The 19,016-nt window shown below is 66.4% G+C and carries 27 protein-coding genes; 14 read left to right on the plus strand and 13 right to left on the minus strand.

Features of this window, described 5'->3' with window-relative positions; genetic code table 11:
- The 5 genes from D2V17_RS03885 to D2V17_RS03905 all read right to left on the minus strand — a co-directional run.
- Positions 1-483, minus strand: a 483-nt coding sequence (locus tag D2V17_RS03885; RefSeq protein ID WP_119591822.1) for a head-tail connector protein, incomplete at its 3' end; no start/stop codon positions are given.
- Positions 484-616: 133 nt separating this feature from the next.
- Complete coding sequence (locus tag D2V17_RS03890; protein ID WP_119591823.1) at positions 617-1,756, minus strand: phage major capsid protein; 1,140 nt, start codon at positions 1,754-1,756, stop codon at positions 617-619.
- A gap of 247 nt (positions 1,757-2,003) precedes the next feature.
- On the minus strand, positions 2,004-2,393 hold the full coding sequence (locus D2V17_RS03895; RefSeq protein ID WP_245978511.1) for an HK97 family phage prohead protease: 390 nt from the start codon (positions 2,391-2,393) through the stop codon (positions 2,004-2,006).
- Between the two features lie 2 nt (positions 2,394-2,395).
- The gene (locus D2V17_RS03900; protein WP_119591825.1) at positions 2,396-2,704 is read right to left on the minus strand and encodes a DUF6127 family protein; all 309 of its coding nucleotides are present in this window, start codon (positions 2,702-2,704) and stop codon (positions 2,396-2,398) included.
- A complete protein-coding gene (locus D2V17_RS03905; protein ID WP_342767830.1) occupies positions 2,701-4,065 on the minus strand; it encodes a phage portal protein in 1,365 nt (454 codons plus the stop codon). Before D2V17_RS03905 ends, D2V17_RS03900 begins: the two co-directional genes overlap by 4 nt.
- 229 nt (positions 4,066-4,294) lie before the next feature.
- Between D2V17_RS03905 and D2V17_RS03910 the strand changes: the two genes are divergently transcribed.
- The gene (locus D2V17_RS03910; RefSeq protein WP_191229069.1) at positions 4,295-4,951 is read left to right on the plus strand and encodes a YqaA family protein; all 657 of its coding nucleotides are present in this window, start codon (positions 4,295-4,297) and stop codon (positions 4,949-4,951) included.
- 4 nt (positions 4,952-4,955) lie between these two features.
- Here the strand turns inward: D2V17_RS03910 and D2V17_RS03915 are convergent, their stop codons facing one another.
- The 4 genes from D2V17_RS03915 to D2V17_RS03930 all read right to left on the minus strand — a co-directional run bounded on the left by D2V17_RS03915 (position 4,956) and on the right by D2V17_RS03930 (position 7,399).
- A complete protein-coding gene (locus D2V17_RS03915) occupies positions 4,956-5,384 on the minus strand; it encodes an OsmC family protein (RefSeq protein WP_119591826.1) in 429 nt (142 codons plus the stop codon).
- 67 nt (positions 5,385-5,451) lie between these two features.
- Entirely contained in the window at positions 5,452-6,672 is a 1,221-nt protein-coding gene (gene spt / locus D2V17_RS03920) for a serine palmitoyltransferase (RefSeq protein ID WP_119591846.1), read from the minus strand.
- 8 nt (positions 6,673-6,680) lie between these two features.
- Positions 6,681-6,923 carry an acyl carrier protein gene (locus tag D2V17_RS03925; protein WP_119591827.1) on the minus strand — a complete coding sequence of 81 codons (243 nt, stop codon included), beginning with the start codon at positions 6,921-6,923 and terminating at the stop codon, positions 6,681-6,683.
- Positions 6,924-7,027: 104 nt separating this feature from the next.
- Complete coding sequence (locus D2V17_RS03930; RefSeq protein ID WP_119591828.1) at positions 7,028-7,399, minus strand: response regulator; 372 nt, start codon at positions 7,397-7,399, stop codon at positions 7,028-7,030.
- Positions 7,400-7,469: 70 nt separating this feature from the next.
- On the opposite strand from D2V17_RS03930, the gene D2V17_RS21685 reads away from it, so the two are divergent.
- Genes D2V17_RS21685 through D2V17_RS03955 form a run of 5 tightly spaced genes read left to right on the plus strand, consistent with a single transcriptional unit; the run spans position 7,470 to position 10,742 of the window.
- The gene (locus D2V17_RS21685; RefSeq protein ID WP_245978508.1) at positions 7,470-7,748 is read left to right on the plus strand and encodes a DUF3572 domain-containing protein; all 279 of its coding nucleotides are present in this window, start codon (positions 7,470-7,472) and stop codon (positions 7,746-7,748) included.
- Positions 7,745-8,374, plus strand: coding sequence for an HAD family hydrolase (locus D2V17_RS03940; RefSeq protein WP_119591829.1), 630 nt, complete (start codon positions 7,745-7,747; stop codon positions 8,372-8,374). Before D2V17_RS21685 ends, D2V17_RS03940 begins: the two co-directional genes overlap by 4 nt.
- Complete coding sequence (locus D2V17_RS03945) at positions 8,371-8,832, plus strand: RidA family protein (protein ID WP_119591830.1); 462 nt, start codon at positions 8,371-8,373, stop codon at positions 8,830-8,832. Before D2V17_RS03940 ends, D2V17_RS03945 begins: the two co-directional genes overlap by 4 nt.
- 11 nt (positions 8,833-8,843) lie before the next feature.
- Positions 8,844-9,593, plus strand: coding sequence for a glycerophosphodiester phosphodiesterase family protein (locus tag D2V17_RS03950; RefSeq protein WP_119591831.1), 750 nt, complete (start codon positions 8,844-8,846; stop codon positions 9,591-9,593).
- A 9-nt stretch (positions 9,594-9,602) separates the two neighbouring features.
- On the plus strand, positions 9,603-10,742 hold the full coding sequence (locus tag D2V17_RS03955) for a GNAT family N-acetyltransferase (protein WP_119591832.1): 1,140 nt from the start codon (positions 9,603-9,605) through the stop codon (positions 10,740-10,742).
- Here the strand turns inward: D2V17_RS03955 and D2V17_RS03960 are convergent, their stop codons facing one another.
- Complete coding sequence (locus D2V17_RS03960; protein WP_119591833.1) at positions 10,743-11,075, minus strand: SEL1-like repeat protein; 333 nt, start codon at positions 11,073-11,075, stop codon at positions 10,743-10,745.
- Between the two features lie 288 nt (positions 11,076-11,363).
- Here D2V17_RS03960 and dksA point away from each other — a divergent pair, with 288 nt between their 5' ends.
- From dksA to D2V17_RS03980, 4 genes are all read left to right on the plus strand, one after another.
- Positions 11,364-11,822: an RNA polymerase-binding protein DksA gene (gene dksA / locus D2V17_RS03965; RefSeq protein ID WP_119591834.1), complete on the plus strand. Its 459-nt coding sequence runs from the start codon at positions 11,364-11,366 to the stop codon at positions 11,820-11,822.
- Positions 11,823-11,970: 148 nt separating this feature from the next.
- Positions 11,971-12,315, plus strand: a complete 345-nt coding sequence (locus D2V17_RS03970) for a PilZ domain-containing protein (protein WP_119591835.1) — start codon at positions 11,971-11,973, stop codon at positions 12,313-12,315.
- A gap of 71 nt (positions 12,316-12,386) precedes the next feature.
- Positions 12,387-13,904, plus strand: a complete 1,518-nt coding sequence (locus tag D2V17_RS03975; protein ID WP_119591836.1) for an ABC transporter substrate-binding protein — start codon at positions 12,387-12,389, stop codon at positions 13,902-13,904.
- Between the two features lie 55 nt (positions 13,905-13,959).
- Entirely contained in the window at positions 13,960-14,346 is a 387-nt protein-coding gene (locus D2V17_RS03980; protein WP_245978509.1) for a DUF4112 domain-containing protein, read from the plus strand.
- Between the two features lie 13 nt (positions 14,347-14,359).
- On the opposite strand, the gene D2V17_RS03985 is transcribed toward D2V17_RS03980, so the two are convergent.
- Positions 14,360-14,968 carry an HNH endonuclease gene (locus D2V17_RS03985; protein WP_119591838.1) on the minus strand — a complete coding sequence of 203 codons (609 nt, stop codon included), beginning with the start codon at positions 14,966-14,968 and terminating at the stop codon, positions 14,360-14,362.
- Between the two features lie 145 nt (positions 14,969-15,113).
- Between D2V17_RS03985 and gluQRS the strand changes: the two genes are divergently transcribed.
- From gluQRS to D2V17_RS04000, 3 genes are read left to right on the plus strand one after another with little or no spacing between them, the layout of a single operon-like run.
- Complete coding sequence (gluQRS, locus tag D2V17_RS03990) at positions 15,114-15,971, plus strand: tRNA glutamyl-Q(34) synthetase GluQRS (protein ID WP_119591848.1); 858 nt, start codon at positions 15,114-15,116, stop codon at positions 15,969-15,971.
- Complete coding sequence (locus tag D2V17_RS03995; RefSeq protein ID WP_119591839.1) at positions 15,968-16,195, plus strand: HIG1 domain-containing protein; 228 nt, start codon at positions 15,968-15,970, stop codon at positions 16,193-16,195. Before gluQRS ends, D2V17_RS03995 begins: the two co-directional genes overlap by 4 nt.
- Positions 16,196-16,214: 19 nt before the next feature.
- The gene (locus D2V17_RS04000) at positions 16,215-16,781 is read left to right on the plus strand and encodes a cob(I)yrinic acid a,c-diamide adenosyltransferase (RefSeq protein ID WP_119591840.1); all 567 of its coding nucleotides are present in this window, start codon (positions 16,215-16,217) and stop codon (positions 16,779-16,781) included.
- A gap of 1 nt (position 16,782) precedes the next feature.
- Here D2V17_RS04000 and D2V17_RS04005 read toward each other — a convergent pair whose 3' ends face one another.
- The gene (locus D2V17_RS04005) at positions 16,783-17,178 is read right to left on the minus strand and encodes a hypothetical protein (protein WP_119591841.1); all 396 of its coding nucleotides are present in this window, start codon (positions 17,176-17,178) and stop codon (positions 16,783-16,785) included.
- A gap of 105 nt (positions 17,179-17,283) precedes the next feature.
- On the opposite strand from D2V17_RS04005, the gene D2V17_RS04010 reads away from it, so the two are divergent.
- Positions 17,284-17,589 carry a hypothetical protein gene (locus D2V17_RS04010; RefSeq protein WP_119591842.1) on the plus strand — a complete coding sequence of 102 codons (306 nt, stop codon included), beginning with the start codon at positions 17,284-17,286 and terminating at the stop codon, positions 17,587-17,589.
- Between the two features lie 38 nt (positions 17,590-17,627).
- On the opposite strand, the gene mutS is transcribed toward D2V17_RS04010, so the two are convergent.
- A partial coding sequence (mutS, locus tag D2V17_RS04015; protein WP_119591843.1) for a DNA mismatch repair protein MutS occupies positions 17,628-19,016 on the minus strand: 1,389 nt, incomplete at its 5' end.

Genomic DNA, 19,016 nt, shown 5'->3' on the forward strand with positions numbered 1-19,016 from the left:
CGCGGCATCGTTCTCACGGGCGCGGAAGTGGTGCGCGGCAAGCCGCAGCACCCCGTGGCACAGGTCGGCGGGCAGCAGGTCCCAGTCGGCAGCGAGACCGGCTGTGTAGCGAACCACCAGCCGCTTCTCGCTGACCGGCACGACGAGGCGAAAGCGGCCCTGCGCCCGCGCCGTGATGTCGACCAGATAGCCGGCCGGCGGCAGCGCGGTGCGCGAGGCATCGCTCGCCAGGGCCTCCACCGCGAGGATCGCGCGCACGGGGGAGAGGTCGAGCGTCTGCCAGCCGGTGCTGGCCTCGCGCATTTCTTCGTAGGTCGCCTCCAGCGCGACCACGCCGGTGAAAGCCTCGCAGGTGGCGAGGCTGGCGGCGAGCAGGCGGGTCAGCTCCGCGTCGTCGCGCGCGGTGGTGATGGCCAGCCAGGCCTTCAGCTCGGCGAGCGCGGCTCCGGCAAGGTCAGGTGGCGTGACGAGTTGCCGCTGCATGGCGGTCTCCTGTGTCTCGGCAAGAACAAAGGCGCGCCCGCTCCGGCGAGGAGGGGGAGTGGCTCGCGGTTAGCGGGCGCGCACGGGTGCCGGGCGTGCCTGAGGCTGGCAGTGCCCGGCGGATCGAAGGCGCTTAGGCCTCGATCTTCAGCAGCTTGATCGCCGCGCTATCCAGCACCTGTCCGCCCACGCGCCTGGTGGCGTAGAAGTGGACGAACGGCTTGTTGGTGAACGGATCGCGCAGGATCGACGTCGCGGTGCGTTCGGCGATGAGGTAGCCGTTGCGGAAGTTGCCGAAGGCGATCGGAAACTGGTTCGCCGCGATATCGGGCATGTCTTCCGCCTCGACCACCGGGTAGCCGAGCAGGCGATCGGGCTGGCCCTCGACCAGCCCCGGTTGCCACAGGAAGGCCCCGTCGCTGGTCTTCATCTTGCGCACTTCGGCCAGCGTTGCCGAGTTCATCACCCAGCTTGCGCCCTGCCGGTGGCCGGCCTTGAGCGTGTGGACGAGGTCGATCAGCTTGCTTTCCGGGTTGGCATCGAAGCCCGCGGCATCGCCCGAGCCGATATATTGCAGGCTGCCGAAGGGGCGCACCGCGTCGCCCGCCAGCGAGGTGGCCGAGGCAAGGAAGCCGAGCGGCTGGTTGACGCCCGTGCCCGCCACGAAGGCAGAGCCCTCGGCAGCGGCGAACTCGACTGCGATCTCGGCGGAGAGCCAGCCTTCGAGGTCGAACCCGGCATCGTCGAGCATGGCCTGGCTGGCGGCCGGGTTGGCGTAAAGATCGCCCGAGGGCGGGGCGACCTCGGCGAAGGTCGGGCTGGCGGTTTCGGGGCGATCGTCGCCCTCGCCGACCCAGCCCGAGGCGACCCCGCCGGTGGCGACCAGCTTGCGATAGCCTGCGCTGCCGACCTGCACCACCTGCGCGATCTGGCGGATCGGCGAGATGTCCTTCAGCGCGCTGGCGATCATGGCGTCGATCTCGCGCGGGACGGCATAGCCGCCGTCACCCGGCGTGAGACCCGAAAGCGACTTCAGCTCGGTCTCGCGGCCCTGCCGCAGGTAGCCGGTGACGAAGCTCTTCACTTCGGGGCTCTCGGTCTTCACCACGCCATCGAGCGCGGGGCGCGAGGCGGCGCGGCTGACGCGGTCGAGCCGGGCCTTCACCTCGTCGACGTCCGAGCGCAGCACCTTGATCGCCTTCTCGGCCTCGTCCTGGCGCGAGACAAGATCGAAGCTCTGCGAGATTACTTCGGTTTCGATTTCCATATCCATAGCAGCTAGTTACCTTTTCGGTTGGGGGGCACGACAAATGAGACCGCCCCCCGAGTGGGGCCGGTCAGGGGGATTTTTGTGGGGTTGAGGGAAGGGCGGGGCGGGAATGACATAGCATCGGCCCGCAAAGCCCTTCCCCTTGGGGAAGGGTTGGGATGGGGGTTCCACGCTAGCCAGCCAGCCAGCCAGCGCCGAGCCCCCACCCCCAGCCCCTCCCCAAGGGGAGGGGAGCAAGGCGAATCAGATTCTAGGCGACGAAATGCACCCTCGCTCCGGGCTGGAGCGGCTGGGTGACGAGGCTCACCTCGAACAGGTCGATATCTTCGAGCACCCGGCCATCGAGCGTGCGGCGATAGCCACGCGCGCGATATCCGAAGCTGAGGCCGTTCACGCGCTTGCCGAGCAGCTCGCTCACCGCGCGGCTGCTTGGGTTGTCGATCCGGGCGATCACGCGCAGGCCCTTGTCGTCTTCCTCGGCGAGTTCGACCGTGCCGATCTGCTGCTCCGGCCGGTGTTGCCAGAACAGCGGCAGCGGCTCGCGCCGGTCCGCCAGCGTTCGGGTGAAAGCGCCCTTGCGGATGGTGTCGCCCGCAGCGTCGGCCACGTCGAACAGCGCGGCATAGCCCGCCAGCCGCACCGTCACCGCAGCAGCCCGAACACGCCGAGCCGCACGGCAATGCCGATCAGCAGCAGCGCCAGCACCCCGCGCACGACCCATTCGACGGTCGCCTTCCACGCGCTCGCCTTGGCGCTGCGCCAGGCCTCGAGCAGCTCGCGCAGCTCGTCGATATCGCCCTGCGCGTGGTCGTCCTCAAGCCCGATGCGGGTGAGCACCCGGTCCGCGCCCAGCTCGCTCGCCTCCTCGACGATGGCGCGCAGGGTGACGAGGTCGGCGCCGCCGGTCTGCGCCTGCGCGATGAGCGCGGCGAGCATGTCTTCGCGGGTCATTCGCTATCTCCGTTCGTGTTTTGTTCGGGAGCAGGAGGCAGGCTGAGCATCGCGCGCTTCTCGGCCTCGCTCAGGAAGTCGGCGCCGGTGACCTGCGCCCACAGCTTCTCGCGATCCTCCGACAATGCGGGCACCCGGTCGAGATCGACCGTGAGGGCAAGACCGGGGAACCACGGTTGCAGCCCCTCGGAAATCCCGCCGAGGATCTTCGCCGCCAGCGGCAGCAGCGTGAGCCGCCACAAGGCGCGGTTGGCCTCCTTGTAGTTGGCATAGGTGTTGTCCCCCGGCAGTCCGAGCAGCATCGGCGGCACCCCGAAGGCGAGCGCAATGTCGCGCGCGGCGGCGGCTTTCAGCTCGGCAAAGTCCATGTCGGCGGGCGAGAGCGACAGGCTCTGCCACTTGAGCCCGCCCTCGAGCAGCATCGGACGGCCCGCATTGCCGCCGCCCTGATAGGCTGCGGCCAGCTCCTCCTTCAGCCGGTCGAACTGTTCGGCACTGAGCGTGGAGGCCTCGCCCGTATCGTAGACCAGCGCGCCCGAGGGCCGCGCAGCGTTTTCGAGCAAGGCGCGGTTCCAGTTGGCGGCGGCATTGTGGATCGCCACCGATTGCTCGGCAGCGGTGAGGCAGCCTGCGCCATAGTGGTCGTCGGTCGGGTGGAAGGTTTTGAGGTGAATGAGCGAGGGCCAGCCGTCCTCGTCCTCCAGCGGCAGGTCGACCCTGGTGTCGCCCACGGTGTAGCGATAGGCGGCGGGCCAGCCGTCGGCGCCGGGGACGACGCTCATGCGCTCGGGGCGCAGGGCGAACAGCTCGGCTGGCTTGCCCGAGGCATCGCGGGCGATCTGCACGTAGCCGTTGCCGTTAAGCAGCAGATGCGCGGCGAGCGTTTCGAGCAGCGACTGCCCCGCGCTGGTGGCTTGCACGAGGGCGAGGGCCCTGGGATCGGCCTCGGCAATCGGCGCGCTGCCGACGCCCTCGGCAACGATCCGCACCGCGCGCTGGGCGACGGGGTTTTCGATATAGCCGCGCCGGATGGAGGCGGTGTAGTCGAAGCCGGTCCGCCCCGTGCTCTCGCGGTGGGCGAGCAGGCAGCGAAAGGCGGTGCCGATGTCGTACTTGCGCTTGTTGCCGTCCTCGTCGACGTCCTCCAGCCGCCCCTCGCGCAGGCGGGCGAGCAGGTCCATTTCGAGGCTGTCGTATCCTTCCGCGAGCGCCGCATACCAGCGGGCGGCGAACTCGGCGCTTTCGCGGCGGCGCTTGTAAACCAGCGACTGGCTGACCCCGGCGGCCTTGGTGGCGGCCTTTACATTGGAGGTTTCCGCCAGTTCGTTGATGAAGGCGGTTTCCCAGTTGCGTTTGGCCATGAAGCAAAGTCCCGTCGTTGGCGCTGGCGGCGAGCATCAAAAAGGCGGCACCCCGTTATGGGGACCGCCTCTTGCCGACTCGCTCTATCGCGATGTTGTCCTTTGCTAACCCAATAGCGTTACGATGTCAATAGAAAAGTGCCATATAGGCTATTTCGTGCCGCTTGCTCTGGCTGCATCGCTGGCCTAATCGCGGGGATGACGAAGCGGTTCGGGACCGGAAAACCAGATGATTACCAGACTGCTGCAGTCGCTTTACGACTGGACGATGGACAAGGCCAAGCACCGCCACGCGCAGGGCTGGCTGGCGTTCTTTGCGTTCGTCGAATCGAGTTTCTTCCCGATCCCGCCGCATCCGCTGCTCGGTCTGATGTGTCTGGCCGAGCCGAAGAAGGCCATTCGCTTTGCCGCGATCTGCACGGTGTTTTCGGTGCTGGGCGGGATGGCAGGCTATGCCATCGGCCATTTTCTTTATGAGGCGATTGGCGAGTGGCTGATCGGCGTGCTGGGTCTGTCCGAGGCTTTCCCCAAGGCGGCCTGCTATCTGCGCGAGAACGACTGGCAGGCGATCGTTATCGCAGGCACCACGCCGGTGCCGTTCAAGCTGCTGACGATCACCGCCGGGTTCATCTCGATGAACTTCGGTACCTTCGTGCTCGCCTCGATTGCCGGGCGGGGCATGGTGTTCATGGCGGTTGGGGTGCTGTTCCAGGTGTTCGGCGCGCCGATCAAGGCCTTTATCGACAAGTACCTCGCCTGGCTGACCGGCCTGTTCGTGGTGCTGCTGATCGGTGGCTTCGTGCTGATCGCGCAGGTCGGCCACGGCGATGGCAAGGCCGACCCGAGCGATGTCTGCGCCAATGTGACGAGCCTCGACCAGCTCTGACGGGTCAGTTCGTCAGGCTGGCGTCGAGCGTGATTTCGGCCTTGAGCAGCTTGGAAATCGGGCAGCCCGTCTTGGCCTCATTGGCGATGCGGTGGAACACGGCCTCGTCGATGCCCGGCACGCTGGCCTTGGTGACGAGGTCGGAGCGGGTGACCGCGAAACCGTCGCCGTCCTTCTCCAGCTTGACCTTAGCCTCGGTTTCGATGGTGCCATCCTCGAAGCCCGCCTTGGCCAGCGCAAAGCTCAGCGCCATGGTGAAGCAGCTCGCGTGGGCGGCGGCGATCAGCTCTTCGGGGTTGGTACCGGGTTCGTCCTCGAAGCGGGTCGCAAAGCCATAGGGCTGCTCGCTCAGCGCGCCCGAGCCGGTCGAAACGTGGCCCTTGCCGCTCTTGCCGAGGCCTTCGTAGCGGGCGCTGCCGGTATTGGTGGTCATGTCGTGGTTCTCCTTTGCTCAGGAGACGCACGACATGGCCTTGATGTTCCTCAGCGGCGCGAGGGCCTCAGATAATCCCCACCGCCTTGCCCGCTCGCTCGAACATGCCGAGGATCGTCTCGACCTCTTCGCTCGAATGCTCGGCGCACAGCGAGCAGCGCAGCAGCGTCATGTTCGCAGGCGTTGCCGGGGGCCTTGCGAGGTTCACGTAAAGCCCCTCGTGCAGCAGCGCCTCCCACATGGCTGCGCCCTTTTCGAGATCAGGCATGATCACCGCCACGATCGCGCTCTGCGGCTCGCTGGTGCCGAGCGAAAAGCCCAGGTCGGTGAGCCCAGCGTGCAGCCGCCGCGAGTTCTCCCACAGGTGCGCGCGCTTGTTGCCCGCATGCATCAGCTTGCGGATCGAGGTCGCCGCGGTCGCCACCACCGAGGGCGGCAGGCTGGCGGTGAACACATAGGGGCGGCACACCAGCCGCATGATCTCGAACTTCGGGTGGTTGGAGACGCAGAAGCCGCCAACCGTGCCGACCGACTTCGAGAAGGTGCCGATCACGAAGTCGACCTGATCGAGCACGCCCTGATCCTCGGCCACGCCGCGGCCATGTTCGCCGATGAAGCCCATCGAATGCGCCTCGTCGACCAGCACCATCGCGCCGTATTTCTTGGCCACCGCGATCATCTCTTTCAGCGGCGCGACATCGCCCAGCATCGAATAGACGCCTTCGAGCACCACCAGAATGCCCGCGCCCTCGGGGATGCGCTTCAGGCGCTTTTCCATCGCCTCGATATCGTTGTGCTTGAACGGAACCACTTCGGCCTTGCCCATCGCGCAGCCGTCCCAGATCGAGGCGTGGCTGTCGATGTCGAGCACGATGTAGTCGCCCTTGCCGGCGATGGTCGAGATGATCCCGAGGTTCGACTGGTAGCCGGTCGAGAACACCATGGCATGATCCATGGCGTAGAACTCGCGCAGCGCGTCCTCGACCTCGCGGTGGCCCTGATAGGTGCCGTTGAGCACGCGGCTGCCCGTGGTGCCCGAGCCGAACCGGTCAAGCGCATCCTTGCCCGCCGCGATCACGTCGGGGTCGAAGGTCATGCCCATGTAGTTGTAGGTGCCGAGCAGGATGGTGTCGCGCCCGTTGCAGATCGCGCGGGTGGGCGAGAGCACCTTTTCCATTACCAGCGAAAACGGGTCTTCCACCCCGCTCGCCAGCAGGTTCTCGCGGATCTGGATGATGTCGTCGAACTTGGCGAACAGGTCGCGCTCGGCGGTCATGGTCTCGCTCATCTGGTCGCTCACTCGCCCTGCATGCCGGTGACGGCGTCGACCAGCTGGCCGTAGGTCTCGATCTCGGCCTGCTGGTTCATCGAGATGATGATGTCGAACTCGTCCTCGATCGCGGCGACGAAGTCCATCACGGTCAGGCTGTCGAACTCGAGATCGCCGGCGAAACTGGTGTTGTCGGCGATTGCCACCGACTTCTTGTTGAACGGCTCGATGATGGTGCGAATCCGGCTGTCGACTTCGGCACGGTCCATGGGAAGGTCCTATCTGCTGTTGCGCGCGGGCGCGTGGCCCGGATAGTCGCGGGCAAAGCCCGAGTGCGGGTGCTTGTCAAGGCGGCGAGGCCTGCGGACACCGGCTAGTTTGTGCCTACCAGCCCCTTAACCGCGGCCATGAACGGCCCGATGCTGACCGGTTTCGACAAATATCCCTCCGCGCCGGAAAGCCGGATACGCTCTTCATCGCCCTTGCCGGCATAGGCGGTGACCGCCAGCACGGGCACAGCCGAAAGCGCGCTGTCGCCCTTCAGGTGCGCGATCAGATCGAGGCCCGAAACGTCCTGCAGCTGGATGTCCATCACCACCAGATTGGGCTCGAAAGCGCGGGCGCGGGCAATGGCTTCCTTGCCGTCGGCGACCGGCTCGACCGAAAAACCACCTGCGCGCAACACGTCGCAGAACAGTTTGCGGTTAAGATCGTTATCCTCGACAACAAGGATCCGTTTTGACATTGCAGGCCCCTCGGCGGCCCGGCGCTTCGCCAGACTTGATTGCCTCTCCCTCTACCGCGCTTGTGGAAAAGTGACAATTCCTAAGGATTCACCTGTACCGCCGACCGATCGGGACACGCTCGCACTGGCGGCGCTCGGCTGGATTCTGAGCGATGGCGAGCGCGCCGAACGCTTCCTTGCGCTCACCGGGCTCACGCCGGATGGCCTGCGCAGCGCGATCGGTGACAGCGCCACCCATCAGGCCGTGTTCGATTTTCTCGCTGCGCACGAGCCCGATCTCGTTGCCGCCGCCGACGCTCTGGGCGTCGCGCCGCAAGCGCTGGTTCCCCACAGGAGTGTGCCCGAATGACCCGTCCGCTCATCGTCACCGATTGCGACGAGGTGCTGCTGCACATGGTCCGCCACTTTCGCGACTGGCTCGATGTCGAGCATCAGGTTGCGCTGGAGCTGGAAACGCACGCCTTCGCCAAGGCCATGCGCCGCCACGGCGAGACCGAGCCGCTCGGAGAAAAGGAAATGTGGCGCCTGCTGGGCCTGTTCTTCGACACCCAGATGGACAGTCAGCAGCCGATTGCCGGTGCGGTCGAGGCGATCAACTCCTTGCAGGAGCGGGCCGACGTGGTCGTGCTCACCAACCTCACCGATTCGCGCAACGAGGCGCGGGTGCGACAGTTGCAGCGGCTGGGGATCGAGGCGCGGGTGTTCACCAATCAGGGCCCGAAAGGCGGCGCGCTGAGCGCGATTGTTGGCGAATACAGTCCGAGCGTGGCGGTGTTCATCGACGATATCGCCAGCCATCACCAGTCGGCTGCCGAGCATGTGCCCACGGTACGCCGCTTGCACTTTTGCGGCGAACCGGCAATCGCGCCGCATGTCCCTTGTGCGCATCGGGCCGGTGCGGCCCACGCGCGGATAGATACCTGGGCCGAGGCCCTGCCGTGGATCAACGGCCAACTGGAGGAATTGAAGTCATGACCATCGCTGCCCGTCTCGCCGAACTGGGAATTACCCTGCCGGTCGCGGCTGCACCCGTCGCCGCCTATGTGCCGGTGGTGGTGAGCGGCAATCTGGCCCATGTCTCGGGCCAGCTGCCCTTTATCGACGGCAAGCTCGTGACCGGACGGCTGGGCGCTGATGTGTCGCTTGAAGACGGCGCAGCGGCCGCGCGCGCCTGCGCGCTGATGATCCTTGCGCAGGTGGAAGCGGCGGGCATTTCGCTCGACCGGGTGAGCCGGATCGTCAAGCTCGGCGCCTTCATCAATTCGACCGCCGATTTCACCGATCAGCCCAAGGTCGCCAATGGCGCTTCGGAACTGATGGTCGAAGTGTTCGGCGAACTCGGCAAGCACGCGCGTGCGGCAGTCGGCGTACCGGCGCTGCCGCTGGGTGCGGCGGTCGAGGTCGATGCGGTGATCGAGCTGGCGGCGGGCTGATCGGGGCCGCGATGGCGTCTCACCCGAAGGATTGCGGCTGGATCGGCGGCCATGCCTATGCCCATCGCGGGTTGCATGGCACCGGCCGTCCGGAAAACTCGCTGGCGGCCTTTGCGGCTGCCATCGAGGCCGGGCTCGGCATCGAGTGCGACCTGCGCAAGGCCGCCGACGGGCGCGCCATGGTGTTCCACGATGCCGAGCTTTCGCGCCTGACCGAGGCGAGCGGTCTGCTGGCCGACCGCGGTGTGGGAGAGCTGACTTCGCTCACGCTGCGCGGCAGCACCGAGAAAATCCCGACCCTGCGCGATTTGCTCACGCTGGTCGGCGGGCGGGTGCCGTTGCTGCTCGAAATCAAGACCGAGCGCGATCATCCCGTGGGGCCGCTGTGCCGGGCGGTGCGGCGCGATTGCGAGGGCTATCGCGGCAAGCTGGCCGTGATGAGCTTCGATCCGCGCGTGGCGCGCTGGTTTGCGAAGCATGACACGGCGCTGCCCCTGGGGCTGGTGGTGAGCGAGGAGGGCGGTCTCACGCTGATGGCGCAGATCAAGCGGCGGCTGGCGGTGGAACTGGCCCGGCCCGATTTCCTCGCGCTCGACGTGCGTGACCTGCCGAGCGGCCTGTCGCGCCGCCAGATCGCCCGCAAGGCCCCGCTGGTAAGCTGGACGGTCGACAGCGCGGCGAAGGTCGAAGCGGCGCTGGAGGCGGGGGGCATGCCCATTCTTGAGGGCGCGGGGGTGGCAGCCTTCAAGGCGCGTCCCTAGATCGGGGGCATGACGAGCGGCAAGATAAGCGCAGCGATCAAGCCCTCGGTGGGGGCAATTCCGGCACCTGAGTGGAACGCGCTGGCGGGCAGTGACAACCCTTTCGTCAGCCACGAGTTTCTCACCGCGCTGGAGGATTCGGGCAGCGTCGGGCCCGGCACCGGCTGGCAAAGCGCGCCGGTGGTGCTGGAAGGCGAGGATGGGGCGCTGTTGGGCGCGATGCCGTCGTACCTCAAGGAGCATAGCCAGGGCGAATATGTGTTCGATCATGGCTGGGCCGATGCCTGGATGCGGGCTGGCGGGGACTACTATCCCAAGCTCCAGATTTCTGTGCCGTTCACGCCTGCGACCGGCCCGCGCCTGCTGCTGCGCGATCCGGCGCTGGCGGGGCCGCTGCTGCGCTCGGCGGCACGGCTGGTGGAAATCAACGGCTGGTCGAGCGCCCATGCGACCTTTGTCGAGCCTGAGCAGGCTAGGCTGTTCGAGGAGCAGGGCTGGCTGCGGCGCGAGGACATCCAGTTCCACTGGACCAACCGCGGCTATGCCAGCTTCGACGATTTTCTGGGCGCGCTCTCGTCACGCAAGCGCAAGACCCTGCGCAAGGAAAGGGCGGCGGCGAACGAGGGGATCACCGTCAGCGCGTTGCGCGGCGAGGACATCAAGCCCGAGCACTGGGATCTGTTCTGGCTGTTCTATCAGGATACCGGCGCGCGCAAATGGGGCACGCCCTATCTCACCCGCGAGGCCTTCGACCTGATGGGCGAACGCATGGGCGAGAAAATTCTGCTGCTGCTCGCTCATGATGATGCGGGCGATCCGGTTGCCGGTGCACTCAATTTCATCGGGGAAAGCGCGCTCTACGGGCGCTATTGGGGCTGTCTGGTCGACAAGCCGTTCCTGCATTTCGAGCTGTGCTATTATCGCGCCATCGAACTGGCGATCGAACTGGGCCTCGAACGGGTCGAGGCGGGCGCGCAGGGCGGGCACAAGCTGGCGCGGGGCTACGAGCCGGTCGCGACCACTTCGTTTCACTATATCGCGCACCCCGACTTTCGCCGGGCAGTGGCCGAATTCGTCGAGGCCGAACGACGCGGCATTGCGCTCGACCAGCTAAGGTTGGGAGAAATGACCCCGTTCAGGAAAGGCTGATCAGGCGACCTTGCGGAAATCGGCGCGCAACCATTCGCGGGCCCGACGCTGGGCTTCGGCTACTTCGCGCGCGGTCATTTCGTCGGCGACATCGGCGCGGCAGTGGCAGGCCTCTTCATGACCGCCGGCGGCGGCGAGATTGAACCATTTGTGCGCTTCGACCAGTTCGCAATCGAGGCCGTGGCTACCGGTCGAAAAGGCCACCCCGAGTGCGAAGTAGGCTTCCACATCTCCCCGTGCCGCATCGGCCAGGCATTGCGCCACCATCGTGTCGGCGCTGCTGGTGTCGGCCGGAGTGAGCCCGGCAAATATATGCTGTCTCGCTAGTTCCATTGATCGTCCCCATGCGGCTCGGGAGTATGGTTCCTCAAGCCATGGGGCGATGGTCTTACGATCATGGTCAATATTTGGTTAATTCAGGGGGCTGGTTTTTGCGTCCGGCCGCTGGACAGATCGGGACATTTCGAACTTGCCGCTTGTGTGCCTCCGGCACGGCCACTATAGGCGCGCCGCAGCGACAGCCCATGGAGTTTGGCGAAGCAGAGGCCTGACATAACAGGCCCGGCCCGATTGATCCGCAGGATGGGCGGTCCTTAATACTGGGTGCGGAGCAACGTAATCATGGCGTCTGTCACGGGCGACGACATCGACGTTCTCAACAAGGCCAAGCGTGCCTTGCCGCGCGACTATGCGCCGGATGAGAATGAAGACTATATGTCGGACAAGCAGCTGAATTATTTTCGGGTATTGTTGCTCGAATGGAAACGGTCGATCCTCGAAGCCTCGGTCGGAACCCTGCAAAACCTGCAGGATGGCCCGATCCGGGAGCCGGATCTCAACGATCGCGCTTCCAGCGAAACCGACTGGGGGATCGAACTGCGCACGCGCGACCGGCAGCGCAAGCTGATCTCCAAGATCGACGCCGCACTGCGCCGGATCGATCAGGGCGAATATGGCTATTGCGAGGTCACCGGCGACCCGATCGGAATCAATCGCCTGATCGCGCGGCCCATCGCCACCATGACCGTGGAAGCCCAGGAAGCGCATGAACGGCGCGAAAAGGTTTCTCGCGACGACTGACCCGTTTTGGGACAAGTCAATTGCACGTGGGGCCGGGTTAACCGCACGTTAGGGGCGTTAAAGACAAGCTTGCTGGATTCGCAGCAAGGAGTTTCGCCGAAGGGCCAGGGGCTCCGTGGCGCAAGCAAACTAGGGACGCAATCCGGCGATGAACAACGTCGAAACCCGCCAGGTCGATCGTGACAGCCTGTTCCTGCTCGCGCAGATGCGGGTCGATGGCGTCGATCAGCCCAACCGCGTGAAGGTGCGCAATCTCTCGACAGGTGGGATGATGGCGGAAGGCCAGGTCGAGGTCGGTCGCGGCGCTCCGGTCGAGGTCGAACTGCGCAACATCGGCTGGGTCAAGGGCACCGTGGCCTGGCGTCAGGATAATCGCTTCGGCATTGCCTTCATCGACGAGATCGACCCCAAGCAGGTGCGTGAACCGGTGAGCACATCGGCGCAGACCGCTGCGACGCAAGCCCAGCGCGGCGAGCAGTTTCGCAAGATCTGACCGTTCGCCCGGCTGAGATCATTCTCACCTTATCATTGATGCGCGCGGGCAGGGTGCGTACTCCAGCGACCATGCTGGCCCCTTTTCAACGCACGCTTCGTCCGCTGACCTGCGCCTTCGCGCTTGCACTGGCTGGCTGCGGACAGGGCTCCGACGGTGAATTCACCGTGGCCTGGATCGGCACCGAGCAGGATTTGCAGGCCGACGGCGTGCGGTTGTCGAATGGCGGGCAACTGGTCCGTGCGGCGACCGAATCGGGGCTGGTCGCGCTCGATGCCCGCGGCGAGGTGGTGCCCGCGCTGGCCGAGCGCTGGATCGTCACCGACGATGGCCTCAGCTTCATTTTCCGCCTGCGCGAGGACGAATGGGCCGATGGCAGCGAAATGAGCGCGGAATCGGTGCGCGAGGCCCTGCGCCGGAACCTGAGGGCGCTGCGCGGCACGTCGCTTGGCCTCGACCTTTCCCCCATCGACGAGATTCGCGCGATGACCGGGCGCGTGGTCGAAATTCGCCTTACCACGCCGGTGCCAGAACTGCTCACGCTGCTTGCGCAACCCGAACTGGTGCTGCGTGAAGAGGGCAACGGGCCGATGACGCTCGAACGGATCGAGCCGCGCCCCAGCCAGCGCGACGAGGTGTCGGCGGCGCAATTGCTGTTCCGCTTCAAGCCGCCCGCCGAGCGCGGCCTGCCCGACGCGCCGGAGTGGCAGGACGGGGTACGCGATCTGCTGCTGGTGCCCGCCCCGGCGCGGCGTGCGCTCAAAATGTTCGATGATGGCGATGCCAATATCGTGCTGGGGGGGCGGATCGACCATCTGCCGCTGGTGGACATCGGCCCGCTCTCACGCGGAACCTTGCAGATCGATCCGGCAATCGGCCTGTTCGGCCTGCGGGTGCGCGAGGCGAAGGGGGTGCTTGAGGAGCCGGCCCTGCGCGAAGCCATCGCCATGGCGATTGACCGGCCGGCTGTAATGGAGCCGTTCAACGTCGCCGGCTGGTCGGCGAGCACGCGGCTGGTCGCGCCCGATCTGCCCGGCGACCCCGGCCTGGTCGGCGAGCGCTGGGCCGATCAGTCGCTCGAACAGCGCCGCCAGACTGCCGCCGCCCGCGTGCAACAGTACCTCGCCCGGCAGGAGGGTGCGACGCCTGCGGCGGTGCGTCTTTCGCTGGCCATCGGCGAGGGACCGGGTCTGAACCGGCTGCTGAAAAGCCTCGCCGACCAGCTGGCGGCGGTGAACGTCCGGCTTGAACGGGCGGACGATCCCGCCACGGCCGATCTGGTGCTGGTCGACCGGGTGGCGCGCTTCTCCGACCCGCGCTGGTTTCTCGACCAGTTCGCCTGTTCGCTGCGGCAGGGGCTGTGCAGCCAGCAGGCCGACAGCTTCGTGGTCCAGTCGATGAACGCGCTCGATCCGGTAGTGCGCGCCAGCCTGATTGCCCAGGCCGAGCTGCAACTGACGCGCGACAATGTCTATATCCCGATTGGCGCGCCGATCCGCTGGTCGCTGGTGCGCAGCGGCACGCGGGGTTTCTCGCCTAACCGCTACGCGTTCCATCCCTTGCCGCCGATGGCCGAAGTTCCCAAGTAACAGGGCGAGGAGCATGCCCATGCCAAGCCCGATGCAGACGAGACCGCGCCCCCTGATGTCCGACTTGCCGCTTGGCAACGATCCGCATTCGGTGCGTCGCCGGATCGAGGCGATGGAGATCCTGCTCGAGCGCAGCTTTGTGCTGCCCGGTATCAACCGCCCGGTCGGCCTCGATGCGCTGGTCGGGCTGGTGCCGGTGGCGGGCGACATCATCGGCATGGCGATGGGCGCCTACATCGTGTGGGAAGCGCGCAATCTCGGCATGCCGAAGTGGAAGCTGCTGCGCATGGCGGGCAATGTCGCCTTTGATGGCGTGTTGGGCGCGGTGCCGGTGGCGGGCGATCTGTTCGATTTCCTGTTCCGCTCGAACACGCGCAATCTCAGGATTGTGAAGAAGCACCTCGACAAGCATCACCCGCATACGCAGGTGATTGACCAGTAGGGCAAGGGCAGGCTCAGGCCTCCAGCTCGATGTCCCAGTAGAGCCAGTCGCGCCAGGTTTCGTGCAGGTAATTGGGCGGGAAGGCCTTGCCGTGCTGTTGCAGCTGCCAGCTGGTGGGGCGGATCGGCTCGTATTGCAGGCGCATGCCCGCCTGCCGGGGGGTGCGCCCGCCCTTCTTCATGTTGCACGGCGCGCAGGCGGTGGTGATGTTCTCCCAGGTCGTCTTCCCGCCAAGCCGGCGCGGCACGACATGGTCGAAGGTCAGGTGCTTCTCGCTGCCGCAATACTGGCAGGCGAAGCGGTCGCGCAGGAACAGGTTGAAGCGGGTGAAGGCGGGAAACTCGCTCGGGCGAACGAACTGTCTCAGCGCGATCACGCTGGGGATCTTCATGTCGAGCGAAGGCGAGTGCACCGCGCGGTCGTAGCTCGCGACGATGTCCACCCGTTCGAGGAACACCGCCTTGATCGCGGTTTGCCACGGCCACAGGCTGAGCGGGTAATAGGAAAGCGGGGTATAGTCCGCGTTGAGCACCAGCGCGGGGCAGGATTCGAGCCTGCGCGTTGGGTCTTCATCGGCGCTGCGAAAGCGCGCGGCCCGTTCGATCAGTTCGGCATTGAACACGTCTGGTGTCCTCCCTGATGCGGTCGAGAGGAGCATTTGCGCAGGAAAGCGTCAAGCCTGTTACAAAACGCGAATCCACAGGAATTTTCCCGAGTCGCATGGCATGGCCGCCGCAACCAGGTCCAGATACGGGATGTGTGATACCATGATCGTGACCCGTTTTGCTCCCAGTCCGAACGGTCCGCTGCACCTCGGGCATGCTTTCTCCGCGCTCACCGCGCACGATCTGGCGGCGCGGCATGGCGGGCGCTTCCTGCTGCGGATCGAGGATATCGACGGCGCCCGCTCGCGGCCCGAACTGGCCGACGAATTCCGCCGCGACCTTGAATGGCTCGGGCTCGAATGGGACGAGGTGCCCGCGCAATCGACCCGCGTGGCCAACTATGACCTGATGGCGCACGAGGTGCTCTATCGCGCGCTCGGTGTGCTTTACCCATGCCGCTGCACCCGCGCTGAAATCGCTGCCGCGGCGCGCGAGACCGCGCCCGATGGCTCGGCGGTCTATCCCGGCACCTGCCGCGAGCATCCCGTCAGCGGCGACACCAGCCATTGTGCCTGGCGGCTCGACATGGCGCGCGCCTGCGCCATTGCCGGGCCGCACGTCTGGACCGACGAACTGGCGGGCGAGCAAAAGGCGCGGCCCGAGCTGTTCGGCGACGTGGTGATCCTGCGCAAGGATGCGCCTGCCAGCTATCACCTCGCCGCGACCATGGATGACCACGCCGACGGGGTGACGCTGGTCACGCGGGGCATGGACCTGTTCGCCTCGACTCATGTGCACCGGCTGCTTCAGGCCTTGCTCGGCCTGTCGGTGCCGACCTGGCATCATCACGCGCTGCTGCTCGACGGGGAAGGGCGCAAGCTGGCCAAACGCCGCGAGTCGCCCGCGCTGGCGGAACTGCGACTGGCGGGCGCAGACGGGCGCGCGCTGGCGGACAGATTGCGCGCGCATCAGTTGCCTGCTGGAATTTCGCTTTCGGAAGGTTTACATGGCTGCCTATGAACGTACTTCTTATTATCTTGATCGTCGGGCTGTCGCTCATGGTTGTGGTCAGCCTGGTGCGCGGTGTGGTCGCCTTTCTGCAAACGACCAAGGTCGATCTCGAAAACGGCGGCGTCAATTCGACCGAGCTGCAAATGCGCCAGAACAAGGCGATGATGTCGCGCATCAAGTATCAGGCGCTCGCCATCGTGGTGGTTGCGGTCCTGCTCGCGGTCAACAGCTAAGGCTGCTCGGCTGCGGCCGATGGTTCGCCTGAACCGCATCTATACCCGCACTGGCGACGACGGCACGAGTGGGCTGGTCGATGGCTCGCGCCTGCCCAAGCATCACGCGCGGCTGGAGGCGGTGGGCGCGGTGGACGAGGCAAACAGCGCCATCGGTTATGCGATTTGCGCGCTCGACGGCGGCCTGGCCCAGCACTTGCGGCGCATCCAGAACGACCTGTTCGACCTTGGCGCAGACCTTGCCACGCCGGGAGACGACTTTGCCCCTTCGGACCGGGCCTTGCGGATCGTTGCCGCGCAGACTGCCTGGCTCGAACAGCGGATCGACGCCGAAAATGCCGCGCTGGCCCCGCTGACAAGCTTCATCCTTCCCGGCGGCAGCGAGGCGGCGGCCCGCTTGCATCTTGCGCGTACGACGGCGCGGCGGGCAGAGCGCGCGATTGTCGCGCTGGCGGCGCAGGAGCCGGTCAACCCGCAGGCGCTGGCCTACAGCAATCGGCTATCGGACTATCTGTTCGTGCTCGCGCGGCTCGCCAACGATGGCGGCGCGGGCGATGTCCTGTGGGTGCCGGGCGCGAGCCGCTGAGCTATTGCGCGGGCGTCTGGATCGGCACTGCGCCATCGGGTACGACCATCTGCGGCTGACCCACGCCGGGTTCCGGTCTTGGCGCAAAGCGCAGGTCTTCAGGCGGAAGGTCGTCGTGCTGAGGGCTGGGGTCGAACGGTGCGGGGGCGAGGCCATCGCCATCACTGTCTTCGCCATACCAGCCATCGTCTTCATAGACGGTATCCGGCTCAGGCTGAGGGATCGGTTGCGGCGTGGCGGCGGCCTCCGGCCCGATTGCGGGCGCTGGCGGCTGATCGGCAATTTGCGCGAGGCGGCCCTTGTTCGTTTCGGTGCCGATCAGGTGGACGGCGGCGAAGACCATCAGCGCACCGATCACCAGCGCCCCGGCCACCAGCTTGAGAAACCCGCGTTCCATAGCCTGCGCAGTGTGGCAGCTTCAGGTTAACTTGCGGTTTGCGCGCAGACTGTGCGGGAACGGCGAGCGGCGCTCGTCCGTTTTGTCGGCAAAGGAGATTTCGCAATGACCGACAAGACCGATCTCGCCCCCGAGGTGCACAATTCCGAGCAGGACGACGAATCCACGCAGGCGCAGAGCGTGGCCGAGCGTGCGGGCGAACTGCGCCAGCAACTGCGCAGCCCGACCGAAAGCACCAAAAGCCCGAACGAAAGCGACCTGTTGGGCGATTCGACGCAGGATCTGGTCGATCACATGCGCGATATGGAAAGCTCGGGCCGGATCGACATGGACGCCTTCCGCGGCGAGCCCGCGCACGATGACGACGAGAGCCTTTACAGGCCCTCTGCGCGCCCCGAAGACGATAGCTGACCCCGCACCATGGCATAGGCGGGCAGGGGTGAGTGCGTTCAGGCTTCCTGCTTGAGGCGATAAAGCAGATCGAGCGCCTCGCGCGGTGACAGCGCATCGACATCGACCTCGTCGAGCATCGCGCGTAAGGCATCCGGTGCCTCCTCTTCTTGCGCCATGGAGGCGGCGAACAGCGGCAGTTCGCCAAGGCCAGCGGCGAGCCCGCCCGTTTCATCGCGCCCTTTCTCCAGCCGCGCCAGCACGTCGCGCGCGCGCTTGACCACCGGTGCGGGAACCCCCGCCAGCTTGGCCACGGCAAGGCCATAGGAGCGGTCGGCCGCGCCTTCGGCCAGTTCGTGCAGCAGCACCAGATCGCCCTTCCACTCGCGCGCCCGCACATGGTGCAGCGAGAGCGTGGGGCAGCTTTCGGCCAGCCGCGCCATCTCGTGATAATGGGTAGCAAACAAGCAGCGGCTGCGGTTGGTCTCGTGGATCGCCTCGGCCACGGCCCAGGCCAGCGCCAGCCCGTCGTAGGTCGAGGTGCCGCGCCCGACCTCGTCGAGAATGACGAAGCTGCGCTCGCCCGCCTGGCTGAGGATCGCGGCGGTCTCGACCATCTCGACCATGAAGGTGGAGCGCCCGCGCGCAAGGTTGTCGGCGGCGCCCACACGGCTGAACAGGCGGTCGACCAGCCCGATCCGCGCGGCCTTCGCGGGCACGAAACTGCCCGCCTGTGCCAGCAGCACGATCAGCGCGTTCTGCCGGAGGAAGGTCGACTTGCCGCCCATGTTCGGGCCGCCCACCAGCCACAGCCGGTCCGCCACCGAGAGCGTGCAGTCGTTGGCGACAAACCGCTCGCCGCTGCGTTCGAGCGCCTGCTCCACCACCGGATGGCGCCCTGCTTCGATGGCAAGCTCGGTGCCGTGCGAGACCTCGGGCAGGCACCATTCGCCCTCCACCGCGCGGGTGGCATGGCTGGCGGCGACGTCGATCCGGGCGAGCGCGGCGGCGGTGCTGGCGATAGGTTCGGCGCTTTGCGCGACCTGTTCGACCAGCTCCTCGAAATGGGCCTCTTCGGCGGCGAGGGCGCGTCCGCCTGCCTCGGCGATGCGGGTGGCTTCCTCGTGCAGGCTGACCGAGTTGAAGCGCACTGCGCCTGCCATGGTCTGGCGGTGGGTGAAGCCGCTGTCGGGGGCCATCAGCGCGTCGCCGTGGCGCGCGGGCACCTCGATGAAGTAGCCGAGCACCCCGTTGTGCTTGATCTTGAGCGCCGAAATGCCCGTCTCGCTGCGATAGCGGGTTTCGAGCGCGGCAATGGCGCGGCGGGCGTTGCCCGAGATATCGCGCAGCTCGTCGAGCGAGGCGTCGTAGCCCGCTGCGATGTAGCCGCCCGATTGCCGCTCGGTCGGCGGCGAGGGGACCAGCGCGCGTCCCAGCAGCTCGACCAG

The sequence above is a fragment of the Aurantiacibacter xanthus genome (genome assembly GCF_003584015.1).
Taxonomy (GTDB): domain Bacteria; phylum Pseudomonadota; class Alphaproteobacteria; order Sphingomonadales; family Sphingomonadaceae; genus Alteraurantiacibacter; species Alteraurantiacibacter xanthus.

Coding starts and splice junctions, on each gene's coding strand:
- spt (WP_119591846.1), bottom strand. CDS start 6,672: ATGAGCGAGACCATGACCGCCGAGCGCGACCTGTTCGCCAAGTTCGAC.
- D2V17_RS03910 (WP_191229069.1), top strand. CDS start 4,295: ATGATTACCAGACTGCTGCAGTCGCTTTACGACTGGACGATGGACAAG.
- D2V17_RS03950 (WP_119591831.1), top strand. CDS start 8,844: ATGGCGTCTCACCCGAAGGATTGCGGCTGGATCGGCGGCCATGCCTAT.
- D2V17_RS03995 (WP_119591839.1), top strand. CDS start 15,968: ATGAACGTACTTCTTATTATCTTGATCGTCGGGCTGTCGCTCATGGTT.
- gluQRS (WP_119591848.1), top strand. CDS start 15,114: ATGATCGTGACCCGTTTTGCTCCCAGTCCGAACGGTCCGCTGCACCTC.
- dksA (WP_119591834.1), top strand. CDS start 11,364: ATGGCGTCTGTCACGGGCGACGACATCGACGTTCTCAACAAGGCCAAG.
- D2V17_RS03980 (WP_245978509.1), top strand. CDS start 13,960: ATGTCCGACTTGCCGCTTGGCAACGATCCGCATTCGGTGCGTCGCCGG.
- D2V17_RS03900 (WP_119591825.1), bottom strand. CDS start 2,704: ATGACCCGCGAAGACATGCTCGCCGCGCTCATCGCGCAGGCGCAGACC.
- D2V17_RS03940 (WP_119591829.1), top strand. CDS start 7,745: ATGACCCGTCCGCTCATCGTCACCGATTGCGACGAGGTGCTGCTGCAC.
- D2V17_RS04005 (WP_119591841.1), bottom strand. CDS start 17,178: ATGGAACGCGGGTTTCTCAAGCTGGTGGCCGGGGCGCTGGTGATCGGT.
- D2V17_RS03930 (WP_119591828.1), bottom strand. CDS start 7,399: ATGTCAAAACGGATCCTTGTTGTCGAGGATAACGATCTTAACCGCAAA.
- D2V17_RS04010 (WP_119591842.1), top strand. CDS start 17,284: ATGACCGACAAGACCGATCTCGCCCCCGAGGTGCACAATTCCGAGCAG.
- D2V17_RS03915 (WP_119591826.1), bottom strand. CDS start 5,384: ATGACCACCAATACCGGCAGCGCCCGCTACGAAGGCCTCGGCAAGAGC.
- D2V17_RS03890 (WP_119591823.1), bottom strand. CDS start 1,756: ATGGATATGGAAATCGAAACCGAAGTAATCTCGCAGAGCTTCGATCTT.
- D2V17_RS03905 (WP_342767830.1), bottom strand. CDS start 4,065: ATGGCCAAACGCAACTGGGAAACCGCCTTCATCAACGAACTGGCGGAA.
- D2V17_RS03925 (WP_119591827.1), bottom strand. CDS start 6,923: ATGGACCGTGCCGAAGTCGACAGCCGGATTCGCACCATCATCGAGCCG.
- D2V17_RS03955 (WP_119591832.1), top strand. CDS start 9,603: ATGACGAGCGGCAAGATAAGCGCAGCGATCAAGCCCTCGGTGGGGGCA.
- D2V17_RS04000 (WP_119591840.1), top strand. CDS start 16,215: ATGGTTCGCCTGAACCGCATCTATACCCGCACTGGCGACGACGGCACG.
- D2V17_RS03975 (WP_119591836.1), top strand. CDS start 12,387: ATGCTGGCCCCTTTTCAACGCACGCTTCGTCCGCTGACCTGCGCCTTC.
- D2V17_RS03960 (WP_119591833.1), bottom strand. CDS start 11,075: ATGGAACTAGCGAGACAGCATATATTTGCCGGGCTCACTCCGGCCGAC.
- D2V17_RS03945 (WP_119591830.1), top strand. CDS start 8,371: ATGACCATCGCTGCCCGTCTCGCCGAACTGGGAATTACCCTGCCGGTC.
- D2V17_RS03970 (WP_119591835.1), top strand. CDS start 11,971: ATGAACAACGTCGAAACCCGCCAGGTCGATCGTGACAGCCTGTTCCTG.